General features: G+C 64.9%; 19 protein-coding genes. 9 read left to right on the top strand and 10 right to left on the bottom strand.

The genetic code is table 11. The features are described from left to right. Positions 1-46: 46 nt before the first annotated feature. Positions 47-400: a hypothetical protein gene (locus FAZ21_RS12270; protein ID WP_136773730.1), complete on the top strand. Its 354-nt coding sequence runs from the start codon at positions 47-49 to the stop codon at positions 398-400. A 6-nt stretch (positions 401-406) separates the two neighbouring features. Here the strand turns inward: FAZ21_RS12270 and FAZ21_RS12265 are convergent, their stop codons facing one another. Beyond that, complete coding sequence (locus FAZ21_RS12265; RefSeq protein WP_136773729.1) at positions 407-1,951, bottom strand: MFS transporter; 1,545 nt, start codon at positions 1,949-1,951, stop codon at positions 407-409. A 203-nt stretch (positions 1,952-2,154) separates the two neighbouring features. Here FAZ21_RS12265 and FAZ21_RS12260 point away from each other — a divergent pair, with 203 nt between their 5' ends. Further along, positions 2,155-2,760, top strand: a complete 606-nt coding sequence (locus FAZ21_RS12260; RefSeq protein ID WP_136773728.1) for a TetR/AcrR family transcriptional regulator — start codon at positions 2,155-2,157, stop codon at positions 2,758-2,760. 49 nt (positions 2,761-2,809) lie between these two features. Here FAZ21_RS12260 and FAZ21_RS12255 read toward each other — a convergent pair whose 3' ends face one another. After that, a complete protein-coding gene (locus FAZ21_RS12255) occupies positions 2,810-4,801 on the bottom strand; it encodes a helicase-related protein (RefSeq protein WP_136773727.1) in 1,992 nt (663 codons plus the stop codon). 194 nt (positions 4,802-4,995) lie between these two features. Then, entirely contained in the window at positions 4,996-6,336 is a 1,341-nt protein-coding gene (locus FAZ21_RS12250) for an MFS transporter (RefSeq protein ID WP_246038622.1), read from the bottom strand. 49 nt (positions 6,337-6,385) lie between these two features. On the opposite strand from FAZ21_RS12250, the gene FAZ21_RS12245 reads away from it, so the two are divergent. The 5 genes from FAZ21_RS12245 to FAZ21_RS12225 all read left to right on the top strand — a co-directional run bounded on the left by FAZ21_RS12245 (position 6,386) and on the right by FAZ21_RS12225 (position 11,158). After that, a complete protein-coding gene (locus FAZ21_RS12245; RefSeq protein WP_136773726.1) occupies positions 6,386-6,988 on the top strand; it encodes a TetR/AcrR family transcriptional regulator in 603 nt (200 codons plus the stop codon). A gap of 97 nt (positions 6,989-7,085) precedes the next feature. Then, positions 7,086-7,328 carry a hypothetical protein gene (locus FAZ21_RS12240; RefSeq protein ID WP_136773725.1) on the top strand — a complete coding sequence of 81 codons (243 nt, stop codon included), beginning with the start codon at positions 7,086-7,088 and terminating at the stop codon, positions 7,326-7,328. Positions 7,329-7,614: 286 nt separating this feature from the next. Then, positions 7,615-7,905: a co-chaperone GroES gene (locus FAZ21_RS12235; protein ID WP_026263112.1), complete on the top strand. Its 291-nt coding sequence runs from the start codon at positions 7,615-7,617 to the stop codon at positions 7,903-7,905. Positions 7,906-8,020: 115 nt separating this feature from the next. Next, on the top strand, positions 8,021-9,661 hold the full coding sequence (gene groL / locus FAZ21_RS12230) for a chaperonin GroEL (protein WP_136773724.1): 1,641 nt from the start codon (positions 8,021-8,023) through the stop codon (positions 9,659-9,661). Positions 9,662-9,877: 216 nt separating this feature from the next. After that, entirely contained in the window at positions 9,878-11,158 is a 1,281-nt protein-coding gene (locus FAZ21_RS12225; RefSeq protein ID WP_136773723.1) for a TraB/GumN family protein, read from the top strand. Positions 11,159-11,243: 85 nt separating this feature from the next. Here the strand turns inward: FAZ21_RS12225 and FAZ21_RS12220 are convergent, their stop codons facing one another. From FAZ21_RS12220 to FAZ21_RS12190, 7 genes are all read right to left on the bottom strand, one after another. Beyond that, positions 11,244-11,696, bottom strand: coding sequence for an acyl-CoA thioesterase (locus tag FAZ21_RS12220; protein WP_136773722.1), 453 nt, complete (start codon positions 11,694-11,696; stop codon positions 11,244-11,246). Between the two features lie 98 nt (positions 11,697-11,794). Continuing rightward, a complete protein-coding gene (gene lipA / locus FAZ21_RS12215) occupies positions 11,795-12,769 on the bottom strand; it encodes a lipoyl synthase (protein ID WP_136773721.1) in 975 nt (324 codons plus the stop codon). Positions 12,770-12,794: 25 nt separating this feature from the next. Continuing rightward, positions 12,795-13,490, bottom strand: coding sequence for a lipoyl(octanoyl) transferase LipB (gene lipB, locus FAZ21_RS12210; RefSeq protein WP_211243446.1), 696 nt, complete (start codon positions 13,488-13,490; stop codon positions 12,795-12,797). Between the two features lie 136 nt (positions 13,491-13,626). Beyond that, positions 13,627-13,929, bottom strand: a complete 303-nt coding sequence (locus tag FAZ21_RS12205; protein WP_136773720.1) for a YbeD family protein — start codon at positions 13,927-13,929, stop codon at positions 13,627-13,629. Continuing rightward, positions 13,926-14,807 carry a D-amino acid aminotransferase gene (locus FAZ21_RS12200; RefSeq protein ID WP_136773719.1) on the bottom strand — a complete coding sequence of 294 codons (882 nt, stop codon included), beginning with the start codon at positions 14,805-14,807 and terminating at the stop codon, positions 13,926-13,928. Before FAZ21_RS12200 ends, FAZ21_RS12205 begins: the two co-directional genes overlap by 4 nt. A 271-nt stretch (positions 14,808-15,078) precedes the next feature. Then, positions 15,079-16,215 carry a D-alanyl-D-alanine carboxypeptidase family protein gene (locus tag FAZ21_RS12195; protein ID WP_136773718.1) on the bottom strand — a complete coding sequence of 379 codons (1,137 nt, stop codon included), beginning with the start codon at positions 16,213-16,215 and terminating at the stop codon, positions 15,079-15,081. Positions 16,216-16,520: 305 nt separating this feature from the next. Next, positions 16,521-17,360: a PhzF family phenazine biosynthesis protein gene (locus FAZ21_RS12190; protein ID WP_136773717.1), complete on the bottom strand. Its 840-nt coding sequence runs from the start codon at positions 17,358-17,360 to the stop codon at positions 16,521-16,523. 183 nt (positions 17,361-17,543) lie between these two features. Here FAZ21_RS12190 and pcnB point away from each other — a divergent pair, with 183 nt between their 5' ends. After that, positions 17,544-18,887 (top strand): polynucleotide adenylyltransferase PcnB, encoded by a 1,344-nt coding sequence (pcnB, locus tag FAZ21_RS12185; RefSeq protein ID WP_136773716.1) that lies wholly within the window; start codon positions 17,544-17,546, stop codon positions 18,885-18,887. Next, a complete protein-coding gene (gene folK, locus FAZ21_RS12180; protein WP_136773715.1) occupies positions 18,887-19,366 on the top strand; it encodes a 2-amino-4-hydroxy-6-hydroxymethyldihydropteridine diphosphokinase in 480 nt (159 codons plus the stop codon). The genes pcnB and folK overlap by 1 nt, the downstream gene beginning before the upstream one ends. The last annotated feature ends 44 nt before the right edge of the window (positions 19,367-19,410 follow it).

Below are 19,410 nucleotides of genomic sequence, written 5' to 3'. Positions count from 1 at the left end.
TGGTTCCGGACAATCGGGGCTGATCCATCACCGCCCGGAGCCTGCCATGACCCAGCCCATCGATCTGTTTCTCCGCGCCGGCCAGACCGCGCGGCTGTACGTGGGGCGCAACGCGGTCTTCCACCTGTTGCACGGCGAGCTGAACCTGGCGACGGGGCCGCACTGGCTGGCCGAAACGATGTTCGGTGAGCCGGTGCCACTGCGCCCCGGCCAGGTGCATGGCTTGGTGGATGCCGGTTGGGCGACGCTGACGGCACCGGTGTCGGCCCACCTGCGGTGTATCGGGCTGTGCCAGGTGCCGGCACGCGCCGGCGTGCTGTCCGGCTGGCGCGCCCGGCTGGTGGGCGGGTGGCGGGCGCTGCGCGGCTTTACCGGCGTCTTGCGCCCACGCCGCGCCTGAGCCGCGTTACTCGCCCGCGTTGCCCTGCATCGCCACCTGCGGCGGTGTCAGCGGCACCGGCGCATGGGCGCGGCGCAAGGTGAGATAAGCGACGGCGCCGAAGGCGGCGGTCAGCGCGGCCAGTGCCAGCGTCATCGTCTGGAATGCGCCACCATACACCGCCAGCCATTGGGCATGCGTCACGCCCGGCCACAGCGCCTGTGCCTGCGGGATGTCGGCGGCGGCCAGCGCATTGGCCAACTGCACCACCGGCGGCCGGCCGTCCAGGCGCGCCACCAGCCCGGCCTGCATCGCGCCGACCAGCACCGCACCGACGATGGCCAGCGACAGCGATTCGCCGGCCACGCGTACCGTGGCGAAAAAGCCGGTGGCCATGCCGGCGCGTTCGCGCGGCACCACGCTGATCGCCAGATCGTCCATCAGGCCCCACGGCAGGCCGGCGCCAACGCCGATCAACAGCAGCGGCCAGACGAAATCGGCGGCGGGTGCGCCCGGCTGCACCGTGGCCAGCCACAGCAGCGCCAGCGCTGAGATGGCAAAGCCGGTGACGCACAGCGTCGCGGCGCTGAGCCAGCGGGTGAGCAGGGCACCCAGGAACGGCACTACCAGCATCGGCGCCGACAGCGGGATCATCATCATCCCGGCGCGCACCGGGTCGTAACCTTCGATGCCGATGAAGCGGATCGGCAGGATGATCAGAGGCACCACGAAGCTGAATGCCGTGCCGAACGGTAGCGCCTGCGCGCCGAGAAAGCGGCGGTTCCGGAACAGCGAAAGGTCCAGCATCGAGCGCGGATGAGTGCGTTCCACCTGGATGAACGCCGCCAGCAACGCCAGAGCGCCCAGCAGCAGGCCGATCACCAGCGGGCTGGCCCAGCCACCCTGCGGGCCTTGCATGATGCCCAGCGTCAGCAGCAGCAACATGCCGGTGAAGGTGACCGTGCCCCAGACATCGACGCCCTTGGCATCCGGGTCGCGCGATTCGTGCATGCGCGGCACGCCGAAGGCCAGGATCGCGGCGCTCATCAGCACGCTGGTGGCGAAGATGGCGCGCCAGCCGAACGATTCGATCAGAAAGCCCGCCCACAGCGGACCGAACGCCAGTCCCACGCCGAAGCTGGTGCCGAGCAGGCCATAGGCCTGGGTACGCGACTTGCCCTCGAAGGTGTGCGCCAGCGAGGCGGAGCCGCCCGCCATCGCGGTGGCTGCCGCCACGCCTTGCAGCGCGCGCAGCACGATCAGCGTGATCAGGTCCGGTGCGAACACCTGCGCCAGCGACAGCAGGCCGAACGCGGCGATGCCGTTGCGGAACATGCGCTTGCGGCCGAAGCGGTCGGCCAGCGCGCCGGCCGCCATCACCGCGCTGCCGAAGGCCAGGATGAAGCCATTGACCACCCAGGCCAGCGCCAGCGCGCTGCCCCCCAGATCCTGGCTGATGGCGGGGATGGCGATCCCCGGCGCGGTAAAGCTCAAGGGCATCATGATGCCGGCGAGGCAGACCGCGCCCAGCACCAGCCACCGGCCCGACGAAGTGGGTTCCGTTTGTGTCATCGTGATCTCCAGATCAAGGGTTTGCGTGCGCTGCGTGGGCGCCGCGGTATTTGTAGTGATCGACACAAATATGATCGGGGCGGTCAAATCGGCCTGTCAATCAATTTCTGTTATGATCGTTACAGAAATAAAACGGCCATGCCGGGACGCCTTGTTTTTGCAGGGAAAGACGTCTGTCGGCCGATGAAAACCGGAGGTGGGCCATGGCCGAACGAGGCCGCCCGCGCTGCTTCGACCGTGCCGAAGCGTTGCGTCGGGCCATGGAAGTGTTCTGGAAGTACGGCTACGAAGGCAGCTCGCTGGCCAGCCTGACCGAGGCGATGCAGATCAACTCGCCCAGCCTGTATGCCACGTTCGGCTCCAAGGAGGCGCTGTTCAAGGAGGCGCTGGATCAGTACGACCGCGAAACGGGCGACAACGTGGGGGCTATCCTTGCCGAGCACGGCGATACCCGCTCCGCGTTTGCCGCAATGCTGGAGGCCAGTGCGCAGTGCTTCACCACGCCCGGCCGTCCGGCCGGCTGCATGTCGCTGTCGGCGCTGAACTGCACACCCGGCAATGCCGGAATCTGGGAGCACCTGCACCAACGGCGTGCGAAAGGGCAGGATGAATTACGGCGGCGCCTGCTGCGCGGTGTGGCCGAGGGTGACCTGCCGTCGCAGGCCGACATCGAGGCGATGACAGCGTTTTACAGCGCGGTGCGCCAGGGCATGTCGGTGCAGGCGCTGGACGGCGCCGGCCGCGACGCGCTGCAAGGCATGGCCCGTGCGGCGATGCTGGCGTGGGATGGGATGGTGGGCCAGGGGTGATCGGCATCCGGGACGCCAAGGCCGCATGCCCCGGCGCGATGAGCCGCGCTCAACCCCGCCGGTAGCCACCACCGCTGCGTCCACCGCGCCGCACCGTGGCGCCCGGCCGCTTGCCGCGCGCGCGCTGGGTATTCTGCGCCTGTAGCAGCGCGTCGATTTTCTCCGACGTGGATTTCATCAGCGACTGCGCGATTTCCTCGTGCGGGAAAGTATCCGGCATGCGATAGCCCAGCCAGGCATAGGCCGAATACAGCTTGCAGGTGTCCTCCAGGAATTGCAGCTCGTTGCGCCCGAAAGCGGCATCCATGCGCAGCAGCGGCGCCTGCTTCTTTGCCGCGCGGGCGGCGGCCCAATCCTGCAAGGCGCGTTCCAGCATCGGTATCTTGGTCGAGATCGGGCACAGGCTGAGGGTGAAGCGGTCGGCCAGCGACAGGTTCAGCGCATCCAGCCAGCGTGCCTTTTCGATCTGCTCGGTGAGGTTGGCAGGCAGGAAGAATTCATCGTGCACGTTGATGTGCTTGGCGAACAGCTCCAGCAACGGCTGCAAACGGGTCTGGCCGGTGGCGGCGGAAATCTGTTGCAGGTAATCCAGATTGGGCGCAACGAAAAAACCAGTGCTGGGCAACGGCTCCGGTTTTTGTCGCAGCAACGCGGCGATGGTCTTGTGGGTGGTGGCGTCCAGCCCGGCGACATGGCCGGCTTCGTGCACGCCGTAGCGCCCGGCGCGGCCGGCGATCTGCTTGGCCAGCGGCGCGGCGATGGTGCCCTCGGCATAGCCGTCCCATTTGCTGGCGGTGGTGAAGATCACCCGGCGCGCCGGCGTGTTCAGCCCCATGCCGATGGCGTCGGTGCCGACCACGATCTGCGTTTCGCCGTCGATGAAACGCTCCGCCTGCGCCTGCCGCACTTCGGGTGACAGATTGCCGTAGATGGCGGAGACACGAAAACCCTGTTCGATCGCCTGGTCGCGCCAGTTGAGTACCTCGCGCCGTGAGAAGGCGATCAGTACGTCGCCCGCTTGCAGGTTGCGCAGCGAGCCGAGCGGCTGGGATTCCATTTCCAGTGGCGACTTGCGTTGCAGCTCGCGCACCTCCAGCGTACCGCCGACACGCTTCACCAGCGCCTCGACCGCTTCGCGGGCCTCCAGCGCGCCCAGCAGGTAGACGGTGGTCGCGGGGACGCCGCACACCGCCGCTGTCCACGCCGCGCCACGGTCCGGGTCGTCCAGCAACTGGATTTCGTCGATCACGGCCACTTCGACCGGGCGGTTGGGGTTGAGCATTTCCACCGTGCTGGCGACGTGAGTGGCCTCGGGGTGCAGCTTGCGCTGTTCGCCGGTGACCAGGCTGACCGCCACGCCGGCATCCTGCAAGCGGGTGTAGTTCTCCAGTGCCAGCAGCCGCAGCGGCGCCAGGTACACGCCGCTGCGGGCCTGTGCCAGGTGTTCCATCGCCGCATGGGTCTTGCCGGAATTGGTCGGGCCGAGGATGGCGATGAAATGCCGCGCCATCGCCTGCGCGGTGGTGAACGATTCGGGGTACAGCGACAGGTTCACCGCGTCGCGCGTCTTTTCCGCCTGCCGCGTGGCGGCGTTGACGCCATTGGCCGCCGCGATACGGTCCAGTGCCAGTGTGCAGCGCGTCTGTGCACGTTCGTACTTGGCCTGGAATGCATGCAGCGCGCTGGCCGGATCAAGCCCGCCGCTGCGCGCGATCTTCAGCACGGTGCGGGCGCAGGCGCGCAACTGCTGCTCCAGCTTGTCCCGCGCGGCGGGGTTCCAGCGAGCCTGCAACAAGGCCAGCCGTTCGGTGTCGGGCAGCCGCCGCCATTTATTGGTCTTGCCGAGAAAGCCCTCGTCCGGCACCAGGTGATAGGGCACGCGCAACCCGTCCACATCGACCTCGCCCGCCACCGAAACGGCGTAGCTGTTGTCGGTGGTGACCAGCGTGGCATGGTGCGCGGCGAGGTAATCGGCCAGCGCGGCAGCGTGGGAGGTGTCGGATTCGGGCGCGATATCGGGCGCGGCGGGTGTGGGGGTCATGAGTACGTCGGGATGCGGGAAGCGGGCAGTTTAGCGGGGAATGCGGTGGGGGGAGTGAGTGGGGTGCCGAGCGCGGGCCTGGGGAGCGGTTGCCGGTGCTGCTTGGCACCTTGCAACGGCAACCGCAGCTTCAAAGGTCTTAACCGCCTGGCGCCGCAGGCGCTTGGCGGTTAAAAGCCTTGGCAGTTGCAACCTCATGCCGGCACGGCACCCATCCCCACCCCCGGCCGCCGATGAATCCGCAACACCACCAACGCCGCCACCACACACAGGCCCCCCGAAATCCACGTCGCCACGGTGTACGAGCCCAGGCTGCCGCGCAGCAGGCCTGCGCCCAGTGCGGCGAAGGCGGCGCCGAGTTGGTGGCCGGCGACGATCCAGCCAAAGATCACCGGCGCGTCGGTACTGCCGAAACGATCCGTCGTCAAGCGCACCGTTGGCGGTACGGTGGCGATCCAGTCCAGCCCGTAGAACATCGTGAACAGCGGCAGGCCGAATACGCCCAGGCCGAATGCGGCGGGCAGGTAAAGCAGCGCCAGGCCGCGCAGGCCGTAGTACCAGCACAGCAGTACGCGTGGGTTGTAGCGGTCCGACAGCCAGCCGGACAACGTGGTGCCGGCAAGGTCGAACAGGCCCATCACCGCCAGGATGCTGGCGCCCTTCACCGGCGTCAGGCCGAAATCGCCGCACATGGCGATGAAGTGCGTGCCGATGTAACCGTTGGTGCTGGCACCGCAGACGAAGAAGGTAAAGAACAGCAGCCAGAAATCCCGGGTCACTGCCGCACGACGCAGCGCGGAAAAAGCGATGGTGATGGGGTTCTGCGTCACTGGTGCGGCTTCGACGGCATCGGCTGCCGCGCCGTAGGGCTTCAGGCCCACGCTGCCGGGGCGCTCGGGCAGCAACCAGGCCACCAGCGGCACGATCAGCGCCGCTGCGCCCGCCACCACCAGCACCACCGGGCGCCAGCCATGATTCTCGGTCAGCGCGGCCAGCAGCGGCAGGAACACCAATTGCCCGGTGGCGGAACTGGCGGTGAGCAGGCCCATCGCCAGGCCGCGCCGCTGGAAGAACCAGCGGTTCACCACCGTGGCGCCCAGCGTCATGGCGGTGGCGCCGGTGGCGCAACCCACCACCACGCCCCAGATCAACTGCAACTGCCAGCTCGCCTGCATCAGGCTGGAGGCGGCCACCGCCGTTGCCAGCACCGTCAGGGCCACCAGTACCGTGCGGCGCAGGCCAAAGCGCAGCATCGCCGCCGCCGCGAATGGCCCCATCAACCCGAACAATGCCAGGTTGATCGACAGCGCCAGCGAGATGGTGGCGCGGCTCCAACCGAAATCGTGTTCCAGCGGTACCATCATCACGCTGGGCGAGGCCCGCGTGCCGGCGGTGATCAGCATGATGAGGAAGGTGACCGCTATGGCGATCCAGCCGTAGTGCAGCCGTCCTTCCAGGCGCCGGGCAATGGTGGCCTGCATGGGATTCTCCAGTGGATTCTTGTTGTTACCGATCAGTAACATCGGCTTGTGCATGCTATGTACCGAGCGGTAACATGTCAAGCACCCTTTCAGGAGCCGCACGATGAGCGAATCAGGCAAGCCCGCCCGCACCGTGGTGGACGCCGCGTCCGCGTCCGCGCGCATTCTCGATGCCGCCGAAAGCCTGTTCTATCGCGAGGGCACGCGTGCTGTCGGCGTGGATGCCGTGGTCAAGCAGGCAGGCGTGAACAAGATGAGCCTGTACCGCCAGTTCAGCTCCAAGGATGAGTTGCTACGGCAGTACCTGAAGCGGCGCGAAGCCATGTTCTGGGGCTATTTCGACGGCAGCGTGGCCCAGCATCCCGACGATGCGGTCGCCGCGTTGCGGCAGTACTTCATCGATGTCACCGCCCGCGCCACGCGCGATGGTTATCGGGGCTGCCCTTTCGTCAACGTCGCAGCCGAATACCCGGAGCCGGATCACTTCGCGCGGCGTTTTGTCGCCGAACACAAGCGGCAGTTGCTGGCCCGCCTGACCGCCCTGGCCAGCGCCACCGGCGCGAGAGACCCCGCCGCGCTGGCGCACGCGCTGGCGCTGCTGATCGAAGGCCTTTACACCGCCAGCCAGACCTACGGTACCGAGTCCCCGGTCATGGCCGCCGTACCCCAGGTGGCAGACACCCTCATCGCACAGGCGCTCGACTAGGGCGGCGGCGCCGCCGCCCAGGTTGATCAGCCGCCATGCCGGCCCGCTTTGCCTGGCGCCACGGCTTTCCACGTGGTGAACGAGCCTTTGGCTGCAAATGCCTTTCGCGCTGTGCCACGAGCCTGGCCAGGCTGTGCCGGGGCACTATGCGCTCGCTGGCCACGTGCACCTGGCCGTGCAACCGGTCGGCCCCGCGTTCGAGCGCATCCGCCTGCCCTGTTTTGGCTTGGACGAACACAGTGGCTTGCTGCTCGACTTTGGGGCTCCGCGCTGGTCGCCCACCAGCCCGGGCGGCGGCTGTTTGCGGTGGGCGACGGCGTGGTATGGCGCGGTGCGCTGACCTGCGTTCTTGCCGCAGGCGGCGTTTTCGACGGCGATGACCCTCATTCGAATCCTGGCCATTGCGATCGGGTTTTATCCATTGGTGTGCCAGGCGGAACCGCGTGGCCTGCGGCCGGTCATTTGCGACGCACGGCGTTATTTGCAGCGTTCTGCCCTTGAAAAGCCCTACTGGCGTCCATATCATTAGCACTCGTTAGCGATGAGTGCTAACCGTCAAATTGTTGCAAGCGCAGCACTTGGTGTTGCACATGTTTCGCGTTATTTATTTCGCAGGAGTTTGAAAGATGGCAATTCGTCCCTTGCACGACCGCGTCGTGATCAAGCGTGTTGAAGCTGAAGAAAAGACCGCCTCCGGCATCGTGCTGCCTGGTGCAGCCGCCGAAAAGCCCGATCTTGGCGAAGTCGTCGCCATCGGTACCGGCAAGCTGCTGGACAACGGTTCGGTGCGCCCGCTGGCCGTCAAGGTCGGCGACAAGGTCATCCTCGGCAAGTACAGCGGTCAGTCGGTCAAGGTGAACGGCGAAGAGCTGCTGGTGGTGCGTGAGGAAGACATCTTCGGCGTGCTCGAAGGCTGATTTCGCCCGACCCGGCGTTCCGGCCAGGGCATGCCCGCCGGAAGCGCCCCGCCGCCGCATTGCTTGCGGTGGCCTGCTAGCAAACCCCCAGAATTCATAGATTTGGAGCGCAAAGATGGCTGCTAAAGAAGTCAAATTCGGTGATTCCGCCCGTAGCAAGATGGTTGCCGGCGTCAACATCCTGGCCGATGCGGTCAAGGTGACCCTGGGCCCGAAGGGCCGCAATGTGGTGCTGGAGCGCAGCTTCGGCGCCCCGACCATCACCAAGGACGGTGTGTCGGTCGCCAAGGAAATCGAACTGAAGGACAAGTTCGAGAACATGGGCGCGCAACTGGTCAAGGAAGTGGCTTCCAAGACCTCCGACGTGGCGGGCGACGGTACCACCACCGCCACCGTGCTGGCGCAAGGCATCGTGAACGAAGGCCTGAAGTATGTGGCCGCCGGCTTCAACCCCACCGATCTGAAGCGCGGTATCGACAAGGCTGTGGTCGCGCTGGTCGGCGAACTGAAGAAGATCGCCAAGCCCACCACCACCAGCAAGGAAATCGCCCAGGTCGGCGCCATTTCCGCCAACAGCGATGAAGTGATCGGCCAGAAGATCGCCGAAGCGATGGACAAGGTCGGCAAGGAAGGCGTGATCACCGTCGAGGACGGCTCTGGCCTGGAAGACGAACTCGCTGTCGTGGAAGGCATGCAGTTCGACCGCGGCTACCTGTCCCCGTACTTCATCAACAACCCGGACAAGCAGGTTGCCCTGCTGGACAACCCGTACGTGCTGCTGTTCGACAAGAAGATCAGCAACATCCGCGATCTGCTGCCGGTGCTGGAGCAGGTGGCCAAGTCGGGCCGTCCGCTGCTGATCATTGCCGAAGACGTGGACGGCGAAGCGCTGGCCACCCTGGTGGTGAACAACATCCGTGGCATCCTGAAGACTGTTGCCGTCAAGGCCCCGGGCTTTGGCGACCGTCGCAAGGCCATGCTGGAAGACATCGCCATCCTGACCGGCGGCACCGTGATCGCCGAAGAAGTGGGCCTGTCGCTGGAAAAGGCCACGCTGAACGATCTGGGCCAGGCCAAGCGCATCGAAGTGGCCAAGGAAAACACCACCATCATCGACGGCGCTGGCCAGGAAGAAGCCATCAAGGCGCGCGTGGCCACCATCCGCAAGCAAGTGGAAGAAGCCACCAGCGACTACGACCGTGAAAAGCTGCAAGAGCGCGTGGCCAAGCTGGCCGGCGGCGTTGCGGTGATCAAGGTTGGTGCCGCGACCGAAGTCGAAATGAAGGAAAAGAAGGCCCGCGTCGAAGACGCCCTGCACGCCACCCGCGCCGCAGTGGAAGAAGGCATCGTGGCAGGTGGTGGCGTTGCGCTGCTGCGTGCCCGTGCCAACCTGGGCGAGATCAAGGGTCTGAACGCCGACCAGGAAGCCGGTATCAAGATCGTGCTGAAGGCCATCGAAGCCCCGCTGCGCCAGATCGTGGCCAACGCCGGCGACGAGCCGTCGGTGGTGGTGAACAAGGTCGTGGAAGGCAAGGGTAACTTCGGTTACAACGCCGCCACCGGCGAATACGGCGATCTGGTCGAGATCGGCGTGCTGGACCCGGCCAAGGTCACCCGCTCGGCGCTGCAACACGCCGCCTCCGTGGCCGGCCTGCTGCTGACCACCGACGCGATGATCGCCGAACTGCCGAAGGACGACGCCCCGGCCATGCCGGGCGGCGGTGGCATGGGCGGCATGGGCGGCATGGATTTCTGATCCAGCTAAGCGACCCCTGTAGTACCAAAAACGCCACCTTCGGGTGGCGTTTTTTATTGTGGTTGCCAGCCAGAAGAGCGCTCCTTGCATCAAGGTATGACAAACGAGTTTACAAACCAGCCCTGCTCCCTGTACTTTTCTTTTGCTGAATTTAATTGACAGCGTGTTGTTTGGAAAAATTAAATATTTGACTCATGCATTTAAGGAAAGCACTTGATGAAAATTGCGAAGATGCTGGTTGTTTCACTCGGTATGAGTGTGCCGTTGCTGGTGTCCTGCGGTGGCGGCGGTGATGGCGGCGCCGATCAGGGTGAGGCGCTCAGGAGCGTGGTGGCCGTTAACGGCAATGCGCTGGCGAGCACGGATTTCAGCGCCACCGATTCGTCGGATCTCGCGGCATTCGGCAATGCGGTGGGCGATGCGCGTATCGTCTTTCTCAACGAGTCGGTGCACGGCGAGGGTGCGACGCTGACGCTGATGGCGCGGCTGGTCAAGTACCTGCACGAGGAGAAGCAATTCGATGTGCTGCTGTTCGAGAGCGGCATCTATGACGTGGCGCGGATGAAAGAAAAGCATGACGTGGATGGCATGTCTTACACCGATTCTTCGGCCGGGCGTATTTTTTATCTGACTTCGCGTACCCCCGAAGGCCGCAAGGTGTTCGAATACCTGGACCAGACCCAGTCCACCGCCAACCCGCTGGCGCTGGCGGGCACCGACATCATGATGGGCGGGGTGGAATCCACCGGACATGCGTTGTCGCAATTGCAGATGCTGCTGACGCTGCGCAACTCGACCATTTTGCAATCGCCGGATTGGTCGAGCTTCCTGAGCGTGGGGCAAAAGGTGGTCAACGTGCCGGAAGGCTCAAAAAAGCCGGATGGTTATGCCGCCTTTATTCGGGTTTCCACCTCGCTCAAGGCTGAATTGTGTGTGGATAACGGCGGCGCACCCGCGAAGTACGATTTCACCGACCTCGGCCTGTGGTGCCGCGTGGTGCAAAGCCTGAGCGCGGGGGGTGGCTATCTATGGAACAAGGCGCCGGCCAACGACTGGGACCAGCGCGACATCGCGGCGGCTGGCAATGCGGCATGGCTGCTGGAAGGCCCATTCAAGGGCAAGAAGGCCATCTTCTGGACGCATAGCTTCCATGGGCTGGCCACATCGACGATGCCTGCGCACAACACTGCGCACGAACTGGCGGCCCGTTATCCCGGGCAGATCCATACCACGCAGATTTCGGTGGGCAAGATGAGTGTCAACGACAAATTGGCCAAGACCACGCTGGAGTCCTATCTGGACCAGGGCGGCACGGCGCGTTACCTGGCCTATCCGGGCGACGCCGACGGGCAGAAGGCACTGGCCGGTGTCAGCATCAAGGAATACGGGCTGTTCGATACCCTGCCCAACCACTTCGGCGCGGCCTATCAAAGCCTGTTTTACGTGCCGCTGGGTTGGGGTGTGACGCCTGATTTCACCAAGTACCCGGCGCTCTGATCGCGGCAAGGCGCATCGCCATTCCCTGACATGGCGATATGCCCGAACGCGGGGGTAAAACGGCGGATCGGATGATCCACCGTTTTCAATTGCGCAGCCGCATCGCCCGCCGCGTCTCGGCCTGCCGGAAGCGCTCGCGCATGGTATCGGTATCGCAGGCCAGCGGTGGCACCACGGCCGGCTGGCCATCGTCGCCCATCGCCACCATGGTGAAATAGCAACTGTTGGTGTGGCGCACCTCGCGGGTGCGGATATTCTCCGCCTGCACGCGGATACCCACTTCCATCGATGTGCGGCCGGTGTAGTTCACACTGGCGAGGAAGGTGACCATTTCGCCGATATGGATCGGCTGCTTGAACAGCACCTGATCGACCGACAGCGTGACCACGTAGGTGCCGGCATAACGGCTGGCACAGGCATATGCCACCTGATCGAGCAGCTTGAGCAATTGGCCGCCGTGCACATTGCCGGAGAAGTTGGCCATGTCCGGCATCATCAGCACGGTCATCGATAGTTCGTGGCGGGCGATTTCCTGCATGGCGCGGCTCCGTTGGTGTTAAACGCAGTGTGCATCGGCGGCGCCGCAAACGAAACAGCCGGCACTGGGGCCGGCTGTCTGGCGAGGCGGTCCGGGGCTCAGCCGGTCACGCCCGCGCCATGCGCCTGCTGATCCGCATGGTAGGACGAGCGCACCATGGCGCCGACGGCGGCGTGCTTGAAGCCCAGTTCGTAGGCTTTGTCCTCGAATACCTTGAACTGGTCCGGATGCACGTAGCGCAGCACTGGCAGGTGGCCATTGGAGGGTTGCAGGTACTGGCCGATGGTGATCATGTCGATGTCGTGCGCACGCATATCGTGCATCACCTCGAACACTTCCTCATCGGTCTCGCCCAGGCCGACCATGATGCCGGACTTGGTCGCCACATGCGGATACTTGGCCTTGAAGTCCTTCAGCAGCTTGAGCGAGTGCAGGTAATCCGAACCGGGACGCGCCTGTTTGTACAACCGGGGCGCGGTTTCCAGATTGTGGTTCATCACGTCGGGCAAGCCCTCGGCGAAGAGGTCCAGCGCGATGTCCAGGCGGCCGCGAAAGTCAGGTACCAGCACTTCGATCTGGGTATGCGGGCTCAACTCGCGGGTGTGCTGGATGCATTCGACGAAATGGCGGGCACCGCCATCGCGCAGGTCATCGCGGTCCACCGAGGTGATCACCACATACTTCAGCCGGAGCGCGGCGATGGTTTCGCCCAGGTGGCGCGGCTCGTTGGCGTCCAGCGGGTTGGGGCGGCCATGGCCGACATCGCAGAACGGGCAACGCCGGGTGCAGATGTCGCCCATGATCATGAAGGTGGCGGTACCCTTGCCGAAGCACTCGCCGATGTTGGGACAGGATGCTTCCTCGCACACCGTATGCAGTTTCTGGCTGCGCAGGATGTCCTTGATCTCGTAGAAGCGGCTGTTGAAGCTGGGCGCCTGGACGCGGATCCACGACGGCTTTTTCAGCTTTTCTTCCAGCGGCACGATCTTGATCGGAATACGGGCGGTCTTGGCTTCGCCCTTGAGCTTGACGCCCTGTTGCGCGTTGGCGGGGGTCTTGACGGGTTCGGTCATGTGCGGTGCGCCATACCCACGTCGCTTACGCGGGTAATTGGTTGATTTGTTGCAGGATTTTGGCCGCCATTCTAGCGGCAATCGTGGCGGGTGTCTCGACTACGCCGAAATCGCGCAATTGCGCGACATGCAGGCCCTGGTAGCCGCATGGATTGATCATCGAATAGGGCGCCAGATCCATGTCCACGTTGAAGCACAGCCCATGGAAACAGCAACCGTTGCGGATGCGCAGGCCCAGCGCGGCGATCTTGGCTTCCTCGCCATCCGCATCGCGCACATAGACGCCGGGTGCGTCCGTCTTGCCATAGGCGGCAATATCGTAATCGTCCAGCAGTGCGATCACGCTGTTTTCCAGCCGCCGCACCAGCTCGCGCACGCCGAAGCCCAGTCGCCGCAGATCGAGCAACGTATAGGCCATCAACTGGCCGGGGCCGTGATAGGTGACCTGGCCGCCCCGGTCGATCTTGACGATGGGGATATCGCCGCGTTGCAGGATGTGCTCCGGCTTGCCGGCCTGCCCCAGCGTGAACACCGGCGGGTGCTCCAGCAGCCAGAGTTCGTCCGGCGTCTCGGCGGTGCGCGCGTCGGTGAATGCCTGCATCGCATGCCAGGTGGGCTCGTAGGCGCACACACCCTGCTCACGTACCAGTGCGATGCCCGTACGGGTGGCATGTTCGGTGACCGTTTCCTTGGCAGGCCAGGAAGGTGTTTCGCGTTTCACCGGGCAACCCTCACCGTGCGGAAAGGCTGCTTTCCTTGCCGAACGCGGGCATTACCGGACTGGCGAAATGGACGGGTTTTGAACCCATGATCGTGATGGTCGGCTTCGTTGACAGCCTGCGTTTGCATGCAAGTGCTCACAGCACCATCCGCACCAGCGGATGCCCGCGCAACGCCGTATCCAGTGCGTGAACCTGATCAACCGAGTCGAAGGTGATGCTCAGCGTGGCTGCAAAGTAGTTGCCGGCGCTGGAGGTGCGGATGGTGACCAGTCCGGCGTGAAAGCCCGGCACATGCAGCGCGGTCAGGTCCACCAGCGCGGCGTGGAATTCGGCCTGGTCGGTATTCTTGTGGCTGACAGCCTTCACCGGGATCAGCGCGGGGAAGGTGACGAGGTCTTCGAGCTTCTGGCTCGGGATGTCCTGGAACTGGGTGCTCATGGCGTCTCCTCGCCGGGGCGCATCTCCCCGGCCTTGAATTGCTGGTAATGGCCGTACATCCGTCGATAGATGGGGCCGGGCGCGCCATTTCCAATCGGGATGCCATCCAGGCTGACGATGGCCAGAATCTCCTTGGACGAGGAGGTCAGCCATAGTTCATCCGCGCTGCGCACCTCGGCCTCGGTCACTGGGCGGATCACCGGCGGCGGGCCGTGGCGGCGAGCCAGCTCCAGCACGACGTCGTAGGTGATGCCGGTCAGCATGCGGTTGGACGGCGCGGGGGTCAGCAGCAAGCCGTTTTTCACAGTGAAGATGTTGCTCGCCGAGCCTTCGGTCAGCAGGCCGTCGCGGAACATCACGGTTTCCGCGGCGGCGGCATCCACCGATGCCGCGCGCGCCAGCACGTTGCCCAGCAACGAAATGGTCTTGATATCGCAGCGCTGCCAGCGTGGGTCTTCCATACCCACGGCGGCCACGCCTTGCTCCACCAGCACGGTGGCGGGCGGGTTCAGTGGATCGGCGAACAGCAACACTGTGGGCGTGGCGCGCGCCGGGATGGCGTGATTGCGCGGATATGCCGCACCGCGCGTCACTTGCAGGTAGATCGACTGATCGCCGAACGGCTGGCGTGCGATCAGTTCCAGCACCAGCGCGCTCCACGTGGCCTCGTCGTGCGGGTTGTCGATGCGCACCGCCGCCAGACTGGCGGCCAACCGCTTCAGGTGCTCGGCCAGCCGGAACGGCCGCCGCCCATACACCGGGATCATCTCGTACACCCCGTCACCGAACAGAAAGCCACGATCCAGCACGGGCACGGTCAATTCGGCCAGCGGTGCGAAACGGCCATTCAGGTAGGCGATCAGCTCGGGCACGTGCATGGGGGCGACTCCGGATGGGCTTCCAATGTAGGAGGGCATGTCGGGAGGGGGAAGGGCAGCAATGCGCGGCACCCCGAACCTAAATCTTGAACCACGGAGAACACGAAGTTACACAGGGAAAGGCTTGAGCGGGAAGATCGCTTTGCTCAAGCAGAGGCGTGCCTTGCCTGAACGCTTTCATGAACATCGCTGCTCGACCTTGGTTTTCTCTGTCGTGCTATGCGTTCTCTGTAGTTCAAGTTGTGGGGTTCACCGTGGCGTTACGTCGTGCTTAACCGAAGAGCTTCTTGAACCATAGGCGGATGCTGTCCCAGGCTCGGCCAAAGATGCCTGCCTGATCCACTTTTTCCAGCGCTACCACCGGATATTCACCCAGCGCCTTGCCGTCCACGCTGACCTTGAGCGAGCCCACTTTCTGACCGACGGTGAGCGGTGCGATCAGTGGTTGATTGCTGGTGAAATCCAGCTTCAGCTTTTTGCTGTCGCCGCGCGGCAGCGTGACATATCGGTTATCCAGGAAGCCCACTTTCACCTCGTCCGATGCGCCTTTCCACACCGGCACAGTGGCAATCGGCTTTCTGGCTTCGTACAGGCGCGGGGTTTCGAAGAACTGAATGCCCCAGTTGAGCAGCTTGGCCGATTCGGTGGCGCGTACCTGCTCGCCGGTGGTGCCGACTACCACCGAGATCAGGCGGCGGTCGTCGCGATGCGTGGAAGCCACCAGGTTGTAGCCGGCCGAGTTGGTGTGGCCGGTCTTCAGGCCGTCGACGAACGGGTCGCGGTACAACAGCAGGTTGCGGTTCGGCTGCTTGATGTTGTTGTACTTGAATTCCTTCATCGAATAGATGGGATAGAACTCGGGGAAGTCGTGGATGATCGCGCTGGCCAGCTTGGCCAGATCGCCGGTCGTCATGTACAGGTTGGGGTCGGGCAGGCCGGTGGAGTTGGTGAAGTGGCTGCCCGTCAGACCCAGGCGTACCGCTTCGCGGTTCATCATCTGCGCGAACACGGTCTCGTTGCCGGCGATGGCCTCGGCCAGCGTCACGCAGGCATCGTTGCCGCTCTGCACGATCATGCCCTTGATCAGGTCATCCACCCGCGCCGGTACCTTGGGGTCGAGGAACATGCGCGAGCCTTCGGTCTTCCAGCCTTGCGCCGAGACGACCAATTGCTGGTCCAGCTTCAGCTTGCCTTCCTTGACCGCCTTGAAGGTGAGGTAGGCGGTCATCAGCTTGGTCAGCGATGCGGGTTCCACGCGCTCGTTGGGATCGCGCGCGGTCAGGGTGGCGCCGCTCTGGTAGTCGATCAGGATGAACGAGCGGGCGGCGATCTCGGGTTGCTGCGGGGTGAACGCCTGCGCGAACAGCGGCGCGGCGAGCAGGGCAAAGGCGAGTGTCTTGAACTTCATGGCGGGGTTCTTTACGGGGAGCGGGGCAGGGAAAGGGCGATTATATGAGCAGCAATCGACCTGCCCCAACCCGCAACAGTTCCTTGCGCTGGCCGGTTGGTGCTCGATGGCTGTCCGCTCCCCGAGGAAATGGCTGGCTTGGCAAAATGTCAGAGGCGGCAGGCCCCCGGCAAAGACGGGCGCGAGTTGGCGGTGACATGCAGGAAACGGCGCTTCCCTGGTCGATTCCACTCCCCGCCCTCGCCGCCGCGAGGGGGCCTCGCTTCGCTTGTGAGGTGCTTTGCCAGTGGATGATCCAGCTCGCTTTATGCCGGAACGATGATTTCGCCTTCGCCGATCACGACCACTCGTCCGCCGACCTGGATCGTGCCGTCGTTTGCCACCGTCAGCCGCAGATGGGCCAGGCGGTCGATGCCCTGGCCCTGGATCAGGGTGGCGGCCAGGGGGAGTGGCTGGTGCTGGTCCAGCCACCAGCCGCCGAGGTTGGCGCAGGCCGAGCCGGTGCCGTAGTCCTCGCCGATGGCGCCGTGTTGCACCCAGAAGAATCGCGCCACGATCCGGTCGCCGTCCCAGGCCCACACCAGCGCCTGCGCCACACCCACGGCGTTGGTCGCTATGGCTTCGAACGCCGCCCGGTCCGGCCGGCAGGCCGATACGGCGGTGGCATCCGCCAGCGGCACCACCAGTTGTTCGGTGCCGGTGTTCAGCCAGCGTGGCGTGGCCGATACTGCCTGCGGCGGCAGCCCCAGCGCGGCGGCAATGTCGGCGGCGGGGGCCGCGGGCCGCGGGCGGGGCGGCTGGGCGGTGAGGGTGGCGATTTCCCCTTCCACGCGCACCGGCACGATGCCGGCCGGCATGGCCAGCGTCAGCGTCTCCCGGCCCAGCCGCCGGGCCACCACGCTGGCCGTGCCCAGCGTGGGATGGCCGGCGAACGGCAATTCATAGCCAGGCGTGAAGATGCGCACGGCGGCGTCGGCGGTGGTGCTGGGGGTGACGAAGGTGGTTTCGGACAGGTTGAGCTGCTGCGCCAGGATCTGCATCCGGTCGTCCGGCAGGCCCTCCGCATCGGGAAATACCGCCAGCGGGTTGCCGGCGAAGTGGGTTTCGGCGAAAACGTTCAGAAGCAGGTAACGATAGCGACGCATAGCAAGGACTCCATGGAGACAGACCCAGTACAACACGGGATCGACCGGCGAGGCAGCCACAGTGGAACGAAGACGACGGCATCACAGCGTGGCGGGATCACCCTGTCGCCCGTCGTCACGCCCGTCAGCGGACGCTTCCCCTGTATAATGCTGCGTTTCGAATTCGCGGCTGAACGGTTCCAGATGATTCGCAAGTTGATCGGCAAGGTGCTCCGCCGCCCGGGGAAGCGCGTGCTGCATGCCAAGCACTACGGAATCCGCCGCGAGCAGTTGCATTCCGGGGCCCTGAAAGTGTGTGACCGGCTCCAGGATGCCGGCTATGAAGCCTACGTGGTGGGCGGCGCGGTGCGCGACCTGCTGCTGGGCAAGCACCCCAAGGATTTCGACGTGGCCACCAGTGCCACGCCCGAGCAGGTGAAGCACGTCTTCCATCGCGCGCGCATCATTGGCCGGCGTTTCCGCATCGTGCACGTGCCGTTCTGGGATCAGGGCCAGGAAGAGATCATTGAGGTGACCACCTTCCGTGGTGCCTCGGACGCGCCCACCGACGAAACCGGCCGCATCCTGCGCGACAATGTCTACGGCAACATCGAGGAAGACGCCGCGCGCCGCGACTTCACGGTGAATGCGCTGTACTACGACCCCAGCCGCGAAGAGATCCTCGACTTTCATCACGGCGTGGACGACCTGCAACACCGCAAGCTGGCCATGATCGGCGACCCCGCCCTGCGTTACCGCGAAGACCCGGTGCGCATGCTGCGGGCGATCCGCCTGTCGGCCAAACTGGGCCTGACCATCACGCCCGCCACGCGCAAGCCCATCGACGATCATGCCCGCCTGCTGGAGAACATCCCGTCGGCGCGCCTGTTCGACGAAATGATGAAGCTGCTGTTTTCCGGCAAGGCGTGGGATTGCCTGATGGCGCTGCGCGCCGATGGCCTGCACCGGCCGCTGTTCCCCTTGCTGGACAAGCTGATCAGCGACGAACAGACGCGCACCTTCCTGCAACGCGCGCTGGAAAGCACTGACCGCCGCATCGCCGAGGACAAACCGGTCTCCGCCGGCTTCCTGTTTGCGTCGTTGCTGTGGCATGAAGTCGAAGCCCTGTGGCGTAAAAAGACCTCCGCGGGCGAGTACCCGGTGCCGGCGCTGGTGGATGCGATGAACCAGGTGGAGGCCACCGTGGCCAAGCGGCTGGCGATCCCCAACCGCTACGGCGCGGCGATGAAGGAAATCTGGCTGCTGCAACCGCGTTTCGAGCAGCGCGTCGGCCAGCGGCCGTTCCGCCTGCTGGAGCAGGCGCGCTTCCGCGCCGCGTACGATTTCCTGATGCTGCGCGCCGAGTGCGGGCTGGTCGAACAGGAACTGGCGCAATGGTGGACGCAGTTCCTGCATGTGGACGGCGATACGCGGCTGGCCCTGATCGCCGGTGTGCCCAAGGCGGGCGCCAGTACCGACAAAAAGCCCCGGCGTAACCGGCGCCGCAGCGGCAAGTCCAAAGCGGGCGACGGCCAACAGGCAGGTTGATGGCACGCGCCTTCGTTGCCCTGGGCGCCAATATCGGCCGGCCGGAACTACAGTTGCGCCGGGCGCTGGAAATGCTGTCGATGTTGCCCGACACCTGGCTGGTGAAAGCCTCGCCGTTCTATGCGTCGGCCCCGGTGGGCTACGCCGAGCAGCCCGATTTCGTCAACGCGGTGGCCGAACTCGATACCGCGCTTTCGCCGCAGGCACTGATCGAGGCGCTGTTCGCCATCGAGGCGCTGCTGGGCCGTACCCGTGCCTTCAAGAACGCGCCGCGCGTGCTCGACCTGGATCTGCTGCTCTACGATCAGTTGCGGCTCGATACGCCTGACCTGATCCTCCCGCATCCGCGCATGCATCTGCGCGCTTTCGTGCTGGTGCCGCTGGCCGATCTCGATCCCGATGTCATGGTGCCCGGCTTCGGCCAGGCGGCCGCGTTGTTGCCCACCGTGCGCGATCAGGCGCTGCACCGGCTGCCCTGACCCACCGCCGACCAGCGGCCCCACCTGGCGCAGCCTGGGCTAAA

This window comes from Chitiniphilus eburneus (assembly GCF_005048205.1).
Lineage (GTDB): Bacteria > Pseudomonadota > Gammaproteobacteria > Burkholderiales > Chitinibacteraceae > Chitiniphilus > Chitiniphilus eburneus.
This window is presented reverse-complemented; position numbering and strand designations above follow the sequence as displayed.